This is a genomic window from Microbacterium phycohabitans (assembly GCF_032464935.1).
Taxonomy (GTDB): Bacteria; Actinomycetota; Actinomycetes; order Actinomycetales; family Microbacteriaceae; genus Microbacterium; species Microbacterium phycohabitans.
Window position 1 is genome coordinate 492,591 of sequence record NZ_JAWDIT010000003.1, and the last position, 17,534, is coordinate 510,124.

The 17,534-nt window shown below is 70.6% G+C and carries 15 protein-coding genes; 2 read left to right on the top strand and 13 right to left on the bottom strand.

The genetic code is table 11. The annotated features are described in order from the left end of the window. Positions 1 to 24: 24 nt before the first annotated feature. Both gltX and RWH44_RS10980 read right to left on the bottom strand, forming a co-directional pair. The gene (gene gltX, locus RWH44_RS10975; protein WP_316004588.1) at positions 25 to 1,533 is read right to left on the bottom strand and encodes a glutamate--tRNA ligase; all 1,509 of its coding nucleotides are present in this window, start codon (positions 1,531 to 1,533) and stop codon (positions 25 to 27) included. A gap of 10 nt (positions 1,534 to 1,543) precedes the next feature. Then, positions 1,544 to 2,506 carry a LysR family transcriptional regulator gene (locus RWH44_RS10980; protein ID WP_316004589.1) on the bottom strand — a complete coding sequence of 321 codons (963 nt, stop codon included), beginning with the start codon at positions 2,504 to 2,506 and terminating at the stop codon, positions 1,544 to 1,546. An 80-nt stretch (positions 2,507 to 2,586) separates the two neighbouring features. Between RWH44_RS10980 and RWH44_RS10985 the strand changes: the two genes are divergently transcribed. After that, complete coding sequence (locus tag RWH44_RS10985) at positions 2,587 to 3,675, top strand: aminotransferase class V-fold PLP-dependent enzyme (RefSeq protein WP_316004590.1); 1,089 nt, start codon at positions 2,587 to 2,589, stop codon at positions 3,673 to 3,675. Between the two features lie 73 nt (positions 3,676 to 3,748). On the opposite strand, the gene RWH44_RS10990 is transcribed toward RWH44_RS10985, so the two are convergent. From RWH44_RS10990 to RWH44_RS11010, 5 genes are all read right to left on the bottom strand, one after another. Continuing rightward, positions 3,749 to 5,005, bottom strand: a complete 1,257-nt coding sequence (locus RWH44_RS10990; RefSeq protein WP_316004591.1) for an MFS transporter — start codon at positions 5,003 to 5,005, stop codon at positions 3,749 to 3,751. Then, complete coding sequence (locus RWH44_RS10995) at positions 4,998 to 5,765, bottom strand: fumarylacetoacetate hydrolase family protein (RefSeq protein WP_298872208.1); 768 nt, start codon at positions 5,763 to 5,765, stop codon at positions 4,998 to 5,000. Before RWH44_RS10995 ends, RWH44_RS10990 begins: the two co-directional genes overlap by 8 nt. A gap of 183 nt (positions 5,766 to 5,948) precedes the next feature. Beyond that, entirely contained in the window at positions 5,949 to 7,055 is a 1,107-nt protein-coding gene (locus RWH44_RS11000) for a branched-chain amino acid aminotransferase (protein WP_316004592.1), read from the bottom strand. A 54-nt stretch (positions 7,056 to 7,109) separates the two neighbouring features. Continuing rightward, on the bottom strand, positions 7,110 to 8,159 hold the full coding sequence (locus tag RWH44_RS11005) for a 3-isopropylmalate dehydrogenase (protein WP_298872201.1): 1,050 nt from the start codon (positions 8,157 to 8,159) through the stop codon (positions 7,110 to 7,112). Between the two features lie 25 nt (positions 8,160 to 8,184). Then, on the bottom strand, positions 8,185 to 9,723 hold the full coding sequence (locus RWH44_RS11010) for an MFS transporter (RefSeq protein WP_316004593.1): 1,539 nt from the start codon (positions 9,721 to 9,723) through the stop codon (positions 8,185 to 8,187). A 79-nt stretch (positions 9,724 to 9,802) separates the two neighbouring features. Between RWH44_RS11010 and RWH44_RS11015 the strand changes: the two genes are divergently transcribed. After that, positions 9,803 to 10,345, top strand: a complete 543-nt coding sequence (locus tag RWH44_RS11015) for a TetR family transcriptional regulator (protein WP_316004594.1) — start codon at positions 9,803 to 9,805, stop codon at positions 10,343 to 10,345. A gap of 513 nt (positions 10,346 to 10,858) precedes the next feature. Here the strand turns inward: RWH44_RS11015 and serA are convergent. From serA to RWH44_RS11045, 6 genes are all read right to left on the bottom strand, one after another. Further along, positions 10,859 to 12,463, bottom strand: a complete 1,605-nt coding sequence (gene serA, locus RWH44_RS11020; protein WP_316004595.1) for a phosphoglycerate dehydrogenase — start codon at positions 12,461 to 12,463, stop codon at positions 10,859 to 10,861. A gap of 395 nt (positions 12,464 to 12,858) precedes the next feature. Next, entirely contained in the window at positions 12,859 to 13,197 is a 339-nt protein-coding gene (locus RWH44_RS11025; protein WP_316004596.1) for a bacitracin resistance protein, read from the bottom strand. Further along, positions 13,194 to 13,784: a DNA polymerase III subunit gamma/tau gene (locus RWH44_RS11030; protein WP_298872187.1), complete on the bottom strand. Its 591-nt coding sequence runs from the start codon at positions 13,782 to 13,784 to the stop codon at positions 13,194 to 13,196. The genes RWH44_RS11025 and RWH44_RS11030 overlap by 4 nt, the downstream gene beginning before the upstream one ends. Before the next feature lie 132 nt (positions 13,785 to 13,916). Then, the gene (ilvC, locus tag RWH44_RS11035; RefSeq protein ID WP_298872185.1) at positions 13,917 to 14,942 is read right to left on the bottom strand and encodes a ketol-acid reductoisomerase; all 1,026 of its coding nucleotides are present in this window, start codon (positions 14,940 to 14,942) and stop codon (positions 13,917 to 13,919) included. Between the two features lie 251 nt (positions 14,943 to 15,193). Continuing rightward, entirely contained in the window at positions 15,194 to 15,703 is a 510-nt protein-coding gene (gene ilvN, locus RWH44_RS11040) for an acetolactate synthase small subunit (RefSeq protein ID WP_298872183.1), read from the bottom strand. A 1-nt stretch (position 15,704) separates the two neighbouring features. Beyond that, positions 15,705 to 17,513, bottom strand: coding sequence for an acetolactate synthase large subunit (locus tag RWH44_RS11045; protein ID WP_316004597.1), 1,809 nt, complete (start codon positions 17,511 to 17,513; stop codon positions 15,705 to 15,707). Positions 17,514 to 17,534: the final 21 nt, after the last annotated feature.

The window sequence follows — 17,534 nt, forward strand, 5'->3', positions numbered from 1 at the left end:
CGGGAGTCGAGCCCGCAGGATCGCTCAGCCCAGGTGCTGCACCAGCGCCTCGAGGCGGCGCAGCGTCTCGGCCTTGCCGAGCAGCTCCATCGACTCGAACAGCGGCGGCGACACGCGCCGGCCCGTCAGGGCGACGCGCGGCGGACCGTAGGCCACGCGGGGCTTGAGACCGAGCTCGTCCACGAGCGCCGTCGACAGGGCCGCCTGCACACCGGCGGTGGTGAAGTCGTCGACGCCCTCGAGGGCGCGGACGGATGCCGTGAGCACCTCGGCCGCATTGGCGGGGAGACCCTTCAGGGCGTCCTCGGCGTAGGTCACGTCGGAGACGAAGAGGAAGCCGAGCATCCCCGGCACCTCGCCGAGGAGCTGCACGCGCTCCTGCACGAGAGGCGCGGCCTCGGCGATGATCGCCCGGTGCTCCGGCGACGGATCCTCGGCGATCAGCCCCGCGCCCGCGAGGTACGGGACGATCCGGGCGGCGAAGTCATCGGCATCCAGCATCCGGATGTGGTCGCCGTTGATCGCCTCGGCCTTCTTCTGGTCGAAGCGCGCGGGGTTCGGGTTGACGTCGGCGATGTCGAACGCGGCGATCATCTCCTCCAGCGAGAACACGTCGCGGTCGCTCGCGAGCGACCAGCCCAGCAGCGAGAGGTAGTTGAGCAGGCCCTCGTGGATGAAGCCCTTCTCGCGCTGCAGGAACAGGTCGGCCTGCGGGTCGCGCTTCGAGAGCTTCTTGTTGCCCGTCTCGCCCAGCACCAGCGGCATGTGACCGAAGCGCGGGATGAACGTCGTGACCCCGGCATCCACCAGGGCCGAGTACAGCGCCAGCTGACGGGCCGTGGAGGGCATGAGGTCTTCGCCGCGGATGACGTGGGTGATGCCCATGAGCGCGTCGTCGACCGGGTTCACGAAGGGGTAGAGCGGCACTCCCCCGGCGCGCACGAGCACGAAGTCGGGGAAGGATCCTGCCGGGAAGGTCACCTCGCCGCGGATGAGGTCGACGTAGCTGAGGTCGTGATCGGGAACGCGCAGACGCCACGCGGGCTGACGCCCTTCGGCGCGGAACGCCGCCTTCTGCTCGTCGGTGAGGTCGCGGTCGAAGTTGTCGTAGCCGAGCTGCTTGGCGCGGCCGTTCGCCTCGTTGCGGGCGTCGATCTCCTCCGCCGTCGAGTAGCTCTCGTACACGGCGCCGGCGGCGATGAGCTCGTCGAGCACCTCGCGGTAGATCTCGTGGCGCTGGGACTGACGGTAGGGGGCGTGCGGACCGCCGACCTCGACACCCTCGTCCCAGTCGATATTCATCCACCGCAGTGCCTCGAGGAGCTGCTGGTAGCTCTCCTCGCTGTCGCGCGCGGCGTCGGTGTCTTCGATGCGGAAGACGAGCGTGCCGCCGTTGTGCCGGGCGTACGCCCAGTTGAACAACACCGTGCGGATGAGACCGACGTGCGGCAACCCCGTCGGTGAGGGGCAGAACCGAACGCGAACGTCGGCGCCGGTGGCGGTCGTGGTGCGGGGATCGGGCGTGGCAGACATCCCCTCGATCCTACCGGCGGGCGCCGCCGGTCCCCGAGGTGCGTCGATGCTCGGCCACCACCTCGGCGACGACCTCGAGGGCCGCACCCACCGCGGGCACGCTCTCGGCTCCTCGGGCGGTGACGACGTGGAGGGTGCGTGCCTCCTCCCCGGGAAGGCGCGGCACCGCGATACCGGCGAGGAGGGGGAGGGATGCCACGGCCATGCGCGGCAGGATGGCCATGCCGACCCCGAGCGCGACGAGGTTCTCGACGGCGACGTAGTTGTCGGTCTCGAACGCGATGTCGGGCGTGAACCCCGCGCGCCCGCAGGCCTCGAGCAGATGGCCGCGGCACTGGGGGCAGCCGGCGATCCACCGCTCCCCCGCCAGCTTCGACAGGTCGATCGGGTCGTCGGAGGCGGCGGGATGCTCCGCGGGGACGACCACGACGGTGTCGTCGTCGCCCAGACGGCGGACCGACAGGCCGGCGGCGGCCTGCGTGAGCTGCTCGCGGCGATCACCGGGGTAGCTGTAGATCAGGGCGATGTCGGCGCGGTCCTCCCGCACCGCGGAGATGGCCTCCGGGGGTTCCGCCTCGACGAAGCTGATCGACACGCCCGGGCGGCGGGCCGTGACCGCCGCGATGACACGCGGCACGACGGTCGACGACGCCGAGGGGAACGCCGCGATCCGCACGCGGCCGGCGCGCAGGCCGCGCAGCTCCGCGAGGTCGCCGGCTGCGGCATCCAAGGCGGTCGTGACCGTCGCGGCGTGACGCGCGAGAACCCACCCGGCCTCGGTGAGTCGCACGCCGCGACCGACGCGCTCGACGACGGGCATCCCCGCGCGGTGCTCGAGGCGGCGCAGCTGCTGGCTGACCGCGGGCTGACTGTAGCCGAGGGCCCGCGCGGCAGCGGTGATCGAGCCGGTGTCGGCGATCGCCTTGACGACGCGGAGTCCGTGGGCGTCGAGACCGTCGTCGATGTCGCTCATGACGACACATAAGCAGAATGGATGCTTCTCATGCAACACCTGCTCTAGTGCAATGACCGGCGGCGCGCGACCCTGGTTCCATGAGCAGCCTCGCCACGCACTTCGCCGGCGGCCGCGACTACCTCGCCGCCTGCACCGTCGGACTCCCGTCCCGCGCCACGGTGCGCGCCGTCCGCGCCGACCTCGATGCCGCGGCATCCGGTCGTCCCGACGTCGTCGCGGCCTCGCAGGCGGTCGAGGAGGCCCGGGCCTCCTTTGCTCGCCTCGTGAGCACACCGGTGAGTCACGTGGCGATCGGCTCGCAGACCTCGGTGCAGGTGTCGCTGATCGCCACATCGGTTCCCGACGGCGCGGAGGTGCTGTGCGCCGAGGGCGACTTCTCGTCGCTCGTCGCCCCCTTCGCGCACGCGGGTCGAGGCATCCGGCTGCGCACCGCTCCCCTGTCGGAGCTCGCCGCCGCCATCGCCCCCGACACCTGGCTCGTCGCGTTCTCGCTCGTGCAGTCGGCCACCGGAGAGGTGGCGGATGCCGCGGGCATCGCCGCCGCCGCGGCACGCGCGGGAGCGCGGACCCTCTGCGACCTGACCCAGGCCGCGGGGTGGCTACCCGTCGACGCGACCATGTTCGACGCGACCGTGTGCCACGCGTACAAGTGGCTGTGCTGCCCCCGGGGCGTGTCGTTCCTCACCCTGTCCCCCGCGCTCGCGGACGAGATCCGCCCGGTGCAGGCCGGCTGGTACTCCGGCGACGACCCGTGGTCGTCGTGCTACGGCACCGGCGGCACGCTCGCCCCCGACGCGCGCCGCTTCGACGTCTCGCCCGCGTGGCAGGCGTTCGTCGGGGCGGCTCCCGCGCTCGCCCTGTTCGCCGACGCCGACATCACCGCGACCTACACGCACACGACGGGCCTCGCCGCGCGCTTCCGCGACGGCCTCGGGCTCGCCCACCCCGAGCGTCCCTCCGCCATCGTCACGTGGCCGGATGCCACCGGCGAAGCCCTCGCGCAGCTGACCGCGCACGGCATCACCGCATCGGGCCGCGCGGGTCGGGCCCGGGTGGCCTTCCACGTCTTCAACGACGAGCGCGATGTCGACCGGGCGCTGCACGCCCTCGGCGTGCGCGGGATCGAAAACCTGTCGGCGTTCGACGGTTTGGTGTACGCGATCTGACGCGAGTTGGCCCCTGCCCGCAGGGGCTCGAGGTGTCACGCGCCGTCGCGCGAGCGCGCCACGGCGCGACTCCTCACGCGCGGGCGGACGCGACAGGAGCTCGCCCGACGAGCGACGCGCCCAGGCAGACCAGGCCGACGGGAACGAACGCCCAGAGCGCCAGTCCGCCGTAGCCGGCGAGCCCGAGGATCAGTCCCGCCAGGATCGACCCCACCGCCGCCGAGGCCGTCATGAGCGTGTCGCTGCGACCCTGCCGGCGCGGTCGCAGCGCGAGCGGAGTCGCCTCCGTCAGCAGCGCCGAGCCGGCGACGGTCGCCGCGCTCCACCCGAGACCGAGCAGTACCAGCGCGACCAGCACACCGACCTGCCTGTCGGCGAACGCGGCCGCGGCGACGAGCGCCGCCGCGAGCAGCACCTGGCCAAGCAGGATCACCGGGATGCGACCCCAGCGATCCGCGAGGATGCCGAACACCGGCGACAACCCGTACATCCCGAACACGTGCAGCGCGATGGTGACGCCCACGGCCAGGGTCACGGCATCCGGGGCGACGATGTGCGACAGGTGAACGGGCGTCATCGCCATCACCGACGCCATGGTCACGTGCGACGCGGCGACGGCGAGCATCGCGAAGCGCGCGAGCGCGGGCCGGTCCGTCTGGGGTGCCACGGGGGCGGACGCCGCGCTCTCGCGGTCGAGACGCTGGGCCAACAGGAGCGGGTCGGGGCGCAGGACCAGGACGTAGAGCGCGAAGGCGCACGCCTGAGCGGCGAACGAGAACAGGTACGCACCGGTGAGGCGCGGCATCCCGATGCTCGCCCCGAGGAGTTCGCCGGGCGCGAGCAGGAGCGGACCGACCACCCCGCCGACCGTGGTGGCCCACACGACCGTGGCGAGGTCACGACCGCGTCGTGCGGTGGGCGCGAGGTCGGTCGCCGCGAATCGCGATTGCAGGGTGGCGGCGTTACCGGCCCCGATCAGCGCGATACCGACGAGCAGGAGGGGGAACGCCCGTGTCGCGGCCGCGGCGATGACGACCGCGATGCCCGTCAGCGCAGCGATGTTGCCGGTGGTCAGGGCGAGGCGACGCCCGCGGCGCGCAGCGAGTCGCGCGAGCGGGATCGCGGTGAGGGCGGCCCCTAGCGTGACCGACGCCGTGGCGAAGCCCGACAGGGCTTCCTGCCCCGACAGGTCGGCCGCGAGCAGGGCGCCGAGGGAGAGGGTCGCTCCGAACGCCACGCCGGTGAGCACCTGGCCCGCCGCGAGCACGCGCACCGTGCGGCGCTGTGTCGCGGCGAGATCGATGCCCGCCGGCGCGGCGGTGTCAGGCATCGCGGGCGGTGTTGCGCAGCACCCCGATGCCGTCGATCTCGACCTCGACGACGTCGCCGGCGACGAAGGACCCGATTCCGGCCGGGGTTCCGGTGAGGATGAGGTCGCCGGGGAGCAGCGTGAACACGGCGGACGCGTAGGCGACGAGGGTGGGGATGTCGTGGATCATGTCGGACACGGGACCCTGCTGGCGCACCTCCCCGTTGACGCGCGTGGTGATCGACGCGGCGGACACGTCGAGATCGGTCTCGATGACGGGCCCGACCGGGCAGAAGGTATCGAAGCCCTTGGCGCGCGACCACTGGCCGTCGGTGCGCTGGAGGTCACGGGCGGTGACGTCGTTCGCGACGGTGTAGCCGAAAATGTACTCCCCCGCCCGTTCGGCGGGCACGTTCTTCGCGATGCGCCCGATGACGACGGCGAGCTCACCCTCGTAGTCGGTCTGGGAGCTGAGGCTCGTGGGACGCACGATGACGTCGTTGGGCCCGATCACCGAGGTGTTGGGCTTGAGGAACATGAGCGGTTCGGCCGGCGCCTCGCCGCCCATCTCCGCCGCATGATCGTGATAGTTCTTCCCGATGCATACGACTTTCGACCGGGGGATGACGGGCGCGAGCAGCGTCACGTCGGCGAGCGGGATGCGCTCGCCGGTGGTGCCGAACCCGGCGAACATGGGGTCGCCCTCGAGCACGACGAGATGATCGTCGTCGACGATCCCGTAGCGAAGGGCATCCTGGTGGCTGAATCGAGCGATCTTCACCGGGCCAGCCTATCCGCGGGGTCCGACACCGGCCCGGGCCGCCCGCCTCTTCGCACGCTTGAACGCGATCCGCGCCGGGAAACACGAGGGCAGCGCGTCCATGCGTGGGACCAGGCCGACATCCCCGGCACGAACGACGGAGGGGCCCCCGGCATCCGGGAGCCCCTCCGAGAACGACGCGAGTCAGGCGTCGAGGCGGTACAGCCAGCCGTGCTTGTCTTCGGCGCGGCCGTACTGGATGTTCGTGAGCTCCTCGCGCAGCTCCAGGGCGAGCGTGCCCGAGGGCTGCTCGTCGATGAAGTCGCGTCCCTTGAGCGTGCCGATCGGCGTGACCACAGCCGCGGTGCCGCACGCGAACACCTCGACGATGTCACCGGATGCCACGCCCTCGCGCCACTCGGTCAGCGAGACGTTGCGTCCCTCGACGTGGTGGCCACGGTCGCGCGCGAGCTGCAGGAGCGAGTCGCGCGTGATGCCCTCGAGGATCGAGTCGGACTGCGGGGTGACGATGGTGCCGTCCTTGTAGACGAACACGACGTTCATGCCGCCGAGCTCCTCGACGTTGCGGTCCTGGTCGAGGAAGACGACCTGGTCGCACTCGTTCTCGTAGGCCTCGGACTGCGGGAGCAGGCTCGCGGCGTAGTTGCCGCCGGTCTTGGCCGCACCCGTTCCGCCCTTGCCGGCACGCGAGTAGTCTTCGCTGAGCCAGATCGAGACCGGCTGCACGCCGCCCTTGAAGTAGGCGCCGGCGGGGCTCGCGATCAGGTAGTACGCGACCTTGTGCGCGGGGCGGACGCCGAGGAACGCCTCTTTGGCGAACATGAACGGTCGCAGGTACAGGCTCTGGTCTTCACCCGAGGGGACCCACGCGCCGTCGACGGCGATGAGTTCGCGCAGCGACTGCAGGAAGTAGGGAACGGGCAGCTCGGGCAGGGCGAGACGGCGAGCCGAGCGCTGCAGCCGCCGACCGTTCTGATCGGGGCGGAACGTGTGCACCGAGCCGTCGGCGTGCCGGTAGGCCTTGATGCCCTCGAAGATCTCCTGGCCGTAGTGCAGCACCGCGGCCGCGGGGTCGAGGGAGATGGGGCCGTAGGGCGAGACGCGCGGGCGGTGCCATCCGCCGCGCACCGACCAGCAGATGTCGACCATGTGGTCGGTGAAGTTCTGCCCGAAGCCGGGGCTGGCAAGGATGGCGTCGCGGTCGGCCGCGCTCTTGGCTGCGAGGTTGCGGGTGACCGCGAACTCGAGCGGGTCGAGTCCGGTGTCGGGGTCGGTGTCGATGGTCGTCATCTGTGATCCAAAACTCTTCGTGTGCCGGGGGCGATGCGGGCCGATCGGTCCAGGTTACGCCTGGACGCGAGCGGCGATGGCGTCGCCGATCTGAGCGGTGGTACGGGCGCCGTCACGGCTCGCGATGTCGTCCTCGACCGCGCGGGTGACGCGGGCGGCTTCGTCGGTCAGCCCGAGGTGATCGAGCAGCAGGGCGACGGAGAGGATCGCGGCCGTGGGGTCGGCCTTCTGGGATCCCGCGATGTCGGGCGCCGATCCGTGCACGGGCTCGAACATCGAGGGGAAAGCGCCGTCGGGGTTGATGTTGCCCGAAGCGGCGAGGCCGATGCCACCGGTGACGGCGCCGGCCAAGTCGGTCAGGATGTCGCCGAAGAGGTTGTCGGTGACGATCACGTCGAAGCGGCCCGGGTTCGTGACCAGGAAGATCGTCGCCGCGTCGACGTGCAGGTAGTCTACGTCGACCCCCGGGAACTCGGATGCCACGGCATCCACGATCCGCTTCCACATACCCCCGGCATGCACGAGCACGTTGGTCTTGTGCACGAGGGTGAGCTTGTGCCGACGACGCTCGGCCAGGGCGAAGGCGTAGCGCACGACGCGCTCGACGCCGTACGCCGTGTTGACCGACGTCTCGTTCGCGACCTCGTGCGGGGTGCCGCGTCGGATCGCGCCGCCGTTGCCGACGTAGGGGCCCTCGGTGCCCTCGCGCACGACGACGAAGTCGATCTCGCCCGGCTCGGCCAGCGGCCCGGTCGCCCCGGGGTAGAGCTTCGACGGACGGAGGTTGACGTAGTGGTCGAGCTCGAAGCGCAGCTTGAGCAGGAGACCGCGTTCGATGTTCGCGTCCTTCAGTCGCGGATCGCCCGGCACTCCCCCGACGGCGCCCAGGAGGATCGCGTCGTGCGAGGCGATGGCGGCCAGGTCGTCGTCGGTGAGGGTGTCGCCCGTCTCGAGGTAGCGGCCCGCTCCGAGCGAGAACGGCGTCTTCTCGAACGTCACTCCCGAATCGGCGGTGACCGCGTCGAGGACCTTCACGGCCTCCCCCACGACCTCGGGACCGATGCCATCACCGGGGATGACGGCCAGCTTCACGACACGCGACATCGCTCTCCTCAGAGCTCGGGGCACGTCACTTCGTCGACGTGCCGCGGGACCCTCCCAGGGTAGTGGCAGCGATCACCGCGGCCATGACGATCAGGCCCGCGCCGATCAGCGCCGTGATCACGACACCGGAGTCGAACGCGTGCGCGGCGGCGAGACGCAGCGCCTCGGCCAGCGCCGGATCGTCGAGCGTCTGCGACACGGCGACGGCTCCGGCGAGGGTCTCTCGCGCCCCCTGGGCCGCCGCCTCCGGCAGCCCGTCGGGCAAGACGAGCTCCGCACGGTAGAACGCGGCCAGGATGCCGCCCAGCACGGCCGTGCCGAGCACGGCGCCCACTTCGTAGGCTGTCTCGGACACGGCGCTCGCGGCGCCCGCCTTGGCCGACGGAGCGCTGGAGAGGATGAGTTCGTTCGACACCGTCTCGGCCGCACCGATGCCGATCCCGAGCAACCCGAACGCCACGATGAGCTGGACGAGGTCGGCGGTGGACACCGCGACCATCGCGTACGCCACGACCGAGAACGTCAACGCGACCGGCACGACCACGCGGGGCGCGAAGCGCTTGGCCACGGGCACCACCGCCAGTCCGGCGACGATCATGAGCACGAGTCCTGGCAGCAGGGCGAAGCCGGCGACCATGGGCGAGAGGCCGACCACGAGCTGGAGATGCTGGGCCACGAAGTAGAGGAACCCGACGAGTCCGACCACGCTGAGGAGATTGACCAGGATCGCGCCCGAGAACGTGCCCCGGCGGAACAGCGTCATGTCGAGCATGGGGGTCGGGAGCGAGCGCTGACGGCGCACGAAGAGCCACCCGAAGACGATGCCGACGACGAACAGCACGGGGGCGAGGGAGAGCGGGCCGTCGACCGCGAGCTTTTTGATGCCGTAGACGATCGGCACCATCGTCGCGAGCGACAGCAGCACGCTCACGGGGTCGAAGCGACCCGGGTGCGGGTCGCGGCTCTCGGGCACGAAGAACGGGGCCAGGATCAGCAGCGGGACGAGCACCGGCACCGCCATGAGGAAGACCGACCCCCACGAGAAGTGCTCGAGGAGGAAACCGCCCACGATCGGCCCGAGCGCGGCGCCCGCCGAGAAGCCCGACGCCCAGATCGCGATGGCGAAGCGCCGCTGATCGCGATCGCGGAAGATGCTGCGCAACAGCGACAGCGTGGAGGGCATGAGCATGGCGCCGAAGACACCCATGAGCGCGCGCCCCGCGATGAGGAGCGCCGCCGTGGGAGCGAAGGCCGACAGCGCGGACACCGCGGCGAAGCCGGTGGCGCCGATGAGGAGCAGCCGCCGACGACCGAACCGGTCGCCCAGGGTTCCCATCGTGACCAGCAGACCGGCGAGCACGAGCGGATAGACGTCGATGATCCAGAGCTGCTCGATGCTCGACGGCTGCAGCGACAACGCGATCTCGGGCAGGGCGAAGCTCAGCACCGTGTTGTCGACGGAGACGAGCAGCACGGGCAGCATGAGCACCGCCAGCGCGAACCAGCCACGCCAGCCGGCGCGGGTCACGGCGATCTCCGAGGTGGGCAACGACGAGGTGAGCATGCTTCCGATCCGTTTCTTAACCGTCCAGCCGGTATAGTAACAGAGAAGCAGCGTCATCCGCCATTACGATCGAGGAGTCATGAGCCGCCCCCCACTCGCCCGCGAAGCCGTCCTCGACGCGTTCACGACGATCCTCGTCGACGAGGGTGAACGAGCGGCGACCATGGACGCCACGGCCCGCGGCGCCGGAGTGTCGAAGGGCGGGCTGCTCTACCACTTCAACTCCAAGAGCGCACTCGAAGCGGCCCTCGTCGAACGCCTCGAGCGCCTGGCTCAAGAAGACGTCGATGAGATCGAGAAGTCCGCAGAGGGGGTCGTCGCCGCGCACCTGCGCTCGTCGCAGAACACCGGCTCGCCCCTCGACGTCACGATCCTCGCGGTGTCCCGTCTCGCACAGAACGGCAACGACACGGCATCCGCCTCTCTACGCCGCGTGCGGGAGCTGTGGGAAGAGAGCCTGCGCGCGCACACTCGCGACGAGACGGCCTTGCAGATGGTGCTGCTCGTCAGCGACGGTCTCTACTTCAACGCCGTGCTCGACCTGAACGCGCTCCCCGGCCCGGCTCTCGAGGGGCCCGCGCTCGACGCGCTCATCGACGCCGTGGTCGCCGCGACCACCTGACGCAACGCCTCTCGCGTACGCGGCGGTGGTCGTCGCGACGGCTCGGCGGCATCGCATCCGCCGGTACGCGACTCGCGGCGTGGTGTCCGCGGAGCCGCGGCGACGCCCCGGACACAACCTCCGCGATTCGCAGAACCTCCGTCCGAACAGGACGCCGACGACGGAGGTCGTGCACATCGCGGAGGTGGTGCTCATCCACCCCGCGCACAGAATCTCGGTGATGCGCACAACCTCAGCCCCGAACGGGACGCATCCGACTGAGTTCCTGCACATCGCGGACGCTGCACCCACACACCCCTCGGCTGCCCCGCGCGCCCAATCTCCGCGATTCGCACAACCTCCGCCCGAAAAGGACGCCGGCGACGGAGGTCGTGCACATCGCGGAGGTTGTGCTCACCCACGTTTCGGCCCGTCCGCGAGCCTCACCCCACCCGGCCCTCGGCCGCAACGCGCCGCCGGATGCCGAAGAGGGGGCCGCCGCAGCGACCCCCTCCCCCGTCACACGTTCGGGTCTCAGCCCTCGACGATCTCGATCTGACGGAACAGATCGGCGCCGACGGCCTCGCGCATCGCGCCGAGGATCTCGTCGGGAACCGGCGAGTCGACCGTGAGCACCGAGAGTGCGCGGCCCGTGGCATCCTGAGCCGCCACCTGGAGACCGGCGATGTTGATGCCGGCTTCGCCGAGCTTCTGGCCGTAGATCGCGACGATGCCCGGGCGGTCGGCGTAGCGCATCACGATGTGGTGCTGCTCGATCGGCACCTCGATGTCGTAGCCGTTGATCGCGACGACCTTGGGCACCATGCGGGTGCCGGCGAGCGTGCCCGCGACCGTGAGGGTCGAGCCGTCGGCGAGGGTTCCGCGCAGGATCGTGATGTTGCGGTACAGCGGGCTCTCGGCCTCGACCACGAGACGGGCCTCGACCCCGCGCTGCTCGGCGAAGAGCGGCGCGTTGACGTACGAGACGCTCTCGCTCACGATGCGGCTGAAGTATCCCTTGAGCGCCGCGAGGCGGTACACGCTCACGTCGTACTGCGCGAGCTCGCCGCGCACCTCGATGTCGAGGCTCGTGAGGGCGCTGTCGGCGAGGCCGCTGAAGAACTGGCCGAGCATCTCGACGAGCGCGATGCCGGGGCGCACGAACGGGTCGATCGCGCCACCGGCGACGTTCACGGCATCCGGGACGAGGTCGCCCTCGAGGGCGAGCTTGACGCTGCGGGCGACCGAGACGCCGGCCTTCTCCTGCGCCTCTTCGGTGCTGGCACCGAGGTGCGGCGTGACGACGACGTTCGGGAGGTCGAGGAGCTTGCGGGCGGGGCCACCCTCGGCGGGGGGCTCGGTCGAGAAGACGTCGAGGCCGGCGCCGGCGATCTCGCCGGTCGTCAGCGCCTCGAACAGCGCCTCTTCGTCGATCAGGCCGCCGCGGGCGACATTGATGACGTACGCGCTCTTCTTCATGCGGCGCAGCTGCTCGGCGCCGATCATGCCGGTGGTCTCGGGCGTCTTCGGCATGTGGATCGTGACGAAGTCGCTCTGCTCGAGAAGCTCGTCGAGCGAGACGAGCTGCACCCCGAGCTGCTGGGCGCGGGCGGCCGTGACGTAGGGGTCGTACGCGATGACGCGCATGTCGAAGCCCTGCAGGCGGGCGGCGATGAGGGCGCCGATGCGGCCGAGGCCGATGATGCCGATCGTCTTCTCGAAGAGCTCGGTGCCGGTGAACGAGCTGCGCTTCCACAGGCCCTGCGCGAGCGAGGCGTGCGCGGCGGGGATGCGACGGGCGAGGCTGAGCACGTGTCCGACGGTCAGCTCGGCGGCCGAGATGATGTTCGAGGTGGGGGCGTTGACCACCATGACGCCGGCCGAGGTGGCCGACTTGATGTCGACGTTGTCGAGGCCGACCCCCGCGCGGGCGACCACCTTCAGCGACGGCGCCGCGGCGAGGGCCTCGGCGTCGATCTGGGTGGCCGAGCGCACGAGCACCGCGTGCGCGTCGGCCAGGGCCGAGAGCAGCGCGGGGCGGTCGGTCCCGTCGACGTTGCGCACGTCGAAGTCGGGGCCGAGCGCGTCGATCGTGGCGGGAGAGAGTTCTTCGGCGATGAGCACGACGGGCTTCGTCACGGATGCGTCCTTCGAAACGGTGCTGGGGACCGGCGCGCACCGCCGCGCACCGCCGGCGCGAACCGGGCGCACGACCCGTGCGGGCCGTGTGCCAGCCTAGCGCGGCCCGGAATGCCCACCCGACCGTGTGACGCGCGACGCCGCCCTCCGCGGCGACAGCGCCGCCCTCGGCGATCCGCCGCCACCCCGAGCGCAGCGACCGCGCCGCGAGACGGCATCCCTCCGACCGCCAGGCGTCAGCCGGCAAGCGGGAGGTCAGCCGGCAAGTGGGACGTCAGCCGGCAAGCGGGAGGTCAGCCGGCAAGCGGGACGTCAACCCCGCGCCGTCTCGCGGCGCACCCGGCGCACACCAGCCCGCGCTGGACGAATCAACGGATGCCGGGAACCCCGGCCCCTCAGCCCCCGTACAGTCCGTACGACGTCGCTCCGTAACCGACGATCGCGAGCCAGAACGCCGCCGAGAGGGTGAGGCCCGCGAGCATCGCCAGAGCGAACTCCCCCGCGGTCCGACGCGCGCCGATCCCGAAGGCGACGGCGAATGCGATGAGGGGGAAGACGATCGGCAGGATGTAGACGACCCACCCGAGGGCGTTGAGGCCGAGCGGACCGGTGGCCTGCGTGATCAGCAGCGCGACCGAGCTCCATACGACGTAGGCGTAGAACAGTCCGAAGAGGCCGGCGATGGTGACCACCAGCCAGGTCGGCAGGACGCGTGTGCGGGTGGCGGTGCTCATGCGAGGGCTCCCACCGACAGGAACGGCCAGGGAACGAGGAGCACGATCCCCACGATGAGAAGCAGGAACCGCTGCCACGTTCGCCACGAGCGGGTGAGCACGAGGACCGCGACGAACCACACGAGCGGCGCGAGCACGGCTCCCGCGGTGAGGGCGATCACCGTGACGTCGGGGATCGGCAGACCGAGTTCGCGCAATCGCAGACCCGCGAAGAGCCAGCCGAGGGCGAAGAGCAGGAACGTCGCCGCGACCATGCCGATGCCGACGAGACCCACGTTGCCCAGCGGCGCCGAGGAATCGGCATCCGTGTCGTCGTCGGCGGCGACAGCGTCGTCCTGCACCGTCGGAGGCGCGACCTGCGGGCGTCGCGACGTCGCGGTCTCGGCCGGCTGCAGAGGCTCGGGCTCGGGAGTCGGTTGCAGCGGCTCGGGCTCGCCCGACGCGCGCTGCGCCCCACCCTGCTCCCGCGGCTCGAGGCCGACGCGGTCGTGCGGGACCGCCTCGGGCACGCGCTTGTCGCCGACGTCGAGCGTCGGGTCGTCGTCACCGCCCCACGAGAGGGCGTCGTCATCGCGCGGAGTGCTCACGGGTCCACGGTAGCGGCGCTCCCCCGCGACCGGGCCGCGCCCCGCCGATCGCGGACGCCGACGGCATCCGTACCCGGGGAAAGGCGAACGCCCCGTGGCCGGAGCCACGGGGCGTTCGAGACGATCGACGGATCAGCGAGCGGCCGAGCCCTCGACGTAGTCGGAGTCCTGCTGCTTCCACGCGAACAGACCGCGCAGCTCCTTGCCGGTGGCCTCGATCGGGTGACCCTGCTCCTTCTCGCGCAGCGCGAGGAACTCGGGGGCGCCGTTGTCCTGGTCGGCGATGAAGCGCTCGGCGAACGCGCCGGACTGGATGTCGGAGAGGACGGCCTTCATGCTGTCCTTGACGTCGGACGAGATGACGCGGGGGCCCGAGACGTAGTCGCCGTACTCGGCGGTGTCGGAGATCGACCAGCGCTGCTTGGCGATGCCGCCCTCCCACATGAGGTCGACGATGAGCTTGAGCTCGTGCAGCACCTCGAAGTACGCGATCTGGGGCTGGTAGCCCGCCTCGACGAGGGTTTCGAAGCCGGCCTGCACGAGGTGGCTCATGCCACCGCACAGCACGGCCTGCTCGCCGAACAGGTCGGTCTCGGTCTCTTCGGTGAAGGTCGTCTTGATGACGCCGGCGCGGGTGCCGCCGATGGCCTTCGCGTACGACAGAGCGGTGTCCCAGGCCGAACCCGAGGCGTCGCGCTCGACGGCGATGATGTCGGGGATGCCGCGGCCCGCGACGTACTCGCGACGCACGGTGTGGCCGGGAGCCTTGGGGGCGACCAGGATGACATCGACACCCTCGGGGGCGTCGATGTAGCCGAAGCGGATGTTGAAGCCGTGCGCGAAGGCCAGCGTCTTGCCCGCGGTCAGCTTGTCCTTGATCGAGTCGGCGAAGATCGAGCGCTGGTGCTGGTCGGGCGCGAGGATCATGATGAGGTCGGCCCACTCCGCGGCATCCGCCACGTTCTTGACCTCGAAGCCGTCTTCCTGCGCCTTGGCGGCCGACTTGGAGCCGTCCTTGAGCGCGATGACGACCTCGACGCCCGAGTCGCGCAGGTTCTGCGCGTGGGCGTGGCCCTGCGAGCCGTAGCCGACGATGGCGACCTTCTTGCCCTGGATGATCGAGAGGTCGGCGTCGTCGTCGTAGAAGATCTCTGCCATGGGGATGTTCTCCTTGGATTCAGGTCCCTGAGCAAGTCGAAGGGACCGGGGGTTGTGGGACGTACGAGATTCGGGGAGTCGGGCCCTTCGACAGGCTCAGGGACCGACGTGATTCGGGGAGTCGGGCCCTTCGACAAGCTCAGGGACCGACGTGATTCGGGGAGTCGGGCCCTTCGACAGGCTCAGGGACCGACGTGATTCGGGGAGTCGGGCCCTTCGACAGGCTCAGGGACCGACGGGGGCCGACGGGGTCAGCCGCGAAGGACGCGCTCGGTGATGCTCTTGCCGCCGCGGCCGACGGCGAGGAGCCCGGACTGCGCGAGCTCCTTCACGCCGAACGGTTCGATCGCCTTGAGGAAGGCGCTCACCTTGCCCGAGTCACCGGTGATCTCGATGACCATGGCGTCGGGTGCGTAGTCGACCACCGACGCGCGGAAGAGGTTGACGACCTCGAGCACGTTGGAGCGGCTGGCGTTGTCGGCGCGCACCTTCACGAGCACGTGTTCGCGCTGGACGGATGCCGCGGGGTCGAGCTCGACGATCTTGATGACGTTGATCAGCTTGTTGAGCTGCTTGGTCACCTGCTCGAGCGGGAGGCCTTCGACGTCGACGACGACCGTGATGCGCGAGAGCCCCGGCACCTCGGTCACGCCCACGGCGAGCGACTCGATGTTGAAGCCGCGGCGGGCGAAGAGACCGGCGACGCGGGTCAGCAGACCCGGCTTGTCCTCGACGAGGAGGCTCAGAACGTGACGAGACATCTCAGTCCTCCTGCTCGGCGAAGGCGGGCGAGTGATCGCGCGCGTACTGGACGTAGCTGTTGCTGACGCCCTGCGGGACCATCGGCCACACCATCGCGTCGGCGCTCACGACGAAGTCGATCACCACAGGGCGGTCGTTCGTGTCCAGCGCCAGCTGGATGGCGGCGTCGATCTCGTCTTCCTTCTCGACGCGGATCGCGAGGCACCCGTAGGCCTCGGCGAGCTTGACGAAGTCGGGGATGCGACGCGTGCCGTGACCGGTGTTCAGGTCGGTATTGGAGTGGCGTCCGTCGAAGAACAGCGTCTGCCACTGGCGCACCATGCCGAGCGAGGAGTTGTTGATGACCGCGACCTTGATCGGGATGTCGTTGATGACGCAGGTCGCGAGCTCCTGGTTGGTCATCTGGAAGCAGCCGTCGCCGTCGATCGCCCACACGGCGCGCTCGGGCTGGGCGACCTTCGCGCCCATGGCCGCGGGCACGGCGTAGCCCATCGTGCCGGCGCCGCCGGAGTTGAGCCAGGCGTTGGGGCGCTCGTACTTGATGAACTGCGCCGCCCACATCTGGTGCTGGCCGACACCCGAGGCGAAGACGCCCTCGGGACCGGTCATCTCGCCGATGCGCTGGATGACGTACTGCGGCGAGAGCAGACCGTCGGTGGTGGGCGTGTAGCCGAGCGGGAACTCCTCGCGGAGGCCGTTCAGGTAGGTCCACCACTCGGTGTAGTCGTGCGGGTGCTCGGCGTCGGCGGCGCGGAAAGCGGCATCCAGGTCGACGAGCACCTCTTTGAGGTCGCCCACGATCGGCACGTCGGCGGTGCGGATCTTGGAGATCTCGGCCGGGTCGATGTCGACGTGCACCACCTGGGCGTTCGGCGCGAAGAGCGCCGCCTTGCCGGTGACGCGATCGTCGAAGCGGGCGCCGAGCGAGACGATGAGGTCGCTCTCCTGCAGCGCCAGCACCGCGGGAACGGTGCCGTGCATGCCCGGCATGCCCAGGTGCTGCTCGTGCGAGTCGGGGAACGCGCCGCGCGCCATCAGCGTCGTGACGAGCGGCGCACCGGTCGCCTCGGCGAGGGCCTTGAGCTCGGCCGACGCCCGGGCGCGGATGACGCCTCCACCCACGTAGAGCACGGGCTTCTGCGCGGTCGCGAGCAGCTGGGCCGCGGCCTGGATCTGCTTGCCGTGCGCCTTGGTGACCGGTCGGTAGCCGGGCAGGTCGATCTTGGGCGGCCACACGAACGGCGCCTCGTTCTGCTGGGCGTCCTTCGTGATGTCCACGAGCACCGGGCCGGGGCGACCGGTCGAGGCGATCTCGAAGGCCGCGGCGATCGCGCCGGGGATCTCCTCGGCCGACTTCACCAGGAACGAGTGCTTGGTGATCGGCATCGTGATGCCGACGATGTCGGCTTCCTGGAAGGCGTCGGTGCCCATGAGCGTCGAGAACACCTGGCCGGTGATGCACACCAGCGGCACCGAGTCCATGTAGGCGTCGGCGATCGCGGTGACGAGGTTCGTCGCGCCGGGGCCCGACGTCGCGATCGCGACGCCGACCTTGCCGGAGGCGGCGGCATAGCCCTCGGCCGCATGGCCTGCGCCCTGCTCGTGACGCACGAGGATGTGCCGGACGTGCTCGTCGTCCATGAGCGGGTCGTAGACGGGCATGATCGCCCCGCCCGGCAGGCCGAACACGTCGGTGACGCCGAGCAGGTCGAGGGAACGCACGACCGCCTGCGCTCCCGTCATCACGGGCGCCGGAGCGGTGCGGGCCGGCGGCCGGGGCACGGCTGCCGTGGGGGAATCGATGGACATGGGAGTACCTCGAGAACCGTA

What these genes read in the sequence shown, in the direction of transcription:
- RWH44_RS11045 (WP_316004597.1), bottom strand. Translation starts at nt 17,513, where the DNA reads ATGTCCATCGATTCCCCCACGGCAGCCGTGCCCCGGCCGCCGGCCCGC.
- ilvC (WP_298872185.1), bottom strand. Translation starts at nt 14,942, where the DNA reads ATGGCAGAGATCTTCTACGACGACGACGCCGACCTCTCGATCATCCAG.
- RWH44_RS11025 (WP_316004596.1), bottom strand. Translation starts at nt 13,197, where the DNA reads ATGAGCACCGCCACCCGCACACGCGTCCTGCCGACCTGGCTGGTGGTC.
- RWH44_RS10985 (WP_316004590.1), top strand. Translation starts at nt 2,587, where the DNA reads ATGAGCAGCCTCGCCACGCACTTCGCCGGCGGCCGCGACTACCTCGCC.
- RWH44_RS10980 (WP_316004589.1), bottom strand. Translation starts at nt 2,506, where the DNA reads ATGAGCGACATCGACGACGGTCTCGACGCCCACGGACTCCGCGTCGTC.
- RWH44_RS11015 (WP_316004594.1), top strand. Translation starts at nt 9,803, where the DNA reads ATGAGCCGCCCCCCACTCGCCCGCGAAGCCGTCCTCGACGCGTTCACG.
- RWH44_RS11010 (WP_316004593.1), bottom strand. Translation starts at nt 9,723, where the DNA reads ATGCTCACCTCGTCGTTGCCCACCTCGGAGATCGCCGTGACCCGCGCC.
- RWH44_RS11005 (WP_298872201.1), bottom strand. Translation starts at nt 8,159, where the DNA reads ATGTCGCGTGTCGTGAAGCTGGCCGTCATCCCCGGTGATGGCATCGGT.
- RWH44_RS11000 (WP_316004592.1), bottom strand. Translation starts at nt 7,055, where the DNA reads ATGACGACCATCGACACCGACCCCGACACCGGACTCGACCCGCTCGAG.
- RWH44_RS10990 (WP_316004591.1), bottom strand. Translation starts at nt 5,005, where the DNA reads ATGCCTGACACCGCCGCGCCGGCGGGCATCGATCTCGCCGCGACACAG.
- ilvN (WP_298872183.1), bottom strand. Translation starts at nt 15,703, where the DNA reads ATGTCTCGTCACGTTCTGAGCCTCCTCGTCGAGGACAAGCCGGGTCTG.
- gltX (WP_316004588.1), bottom strand. Translation starts at nt 1,533, where the DNA reads ATGTCTGCCACGCCCGATCCCCGCACCACGACCGCCACCGGCGCCGAC.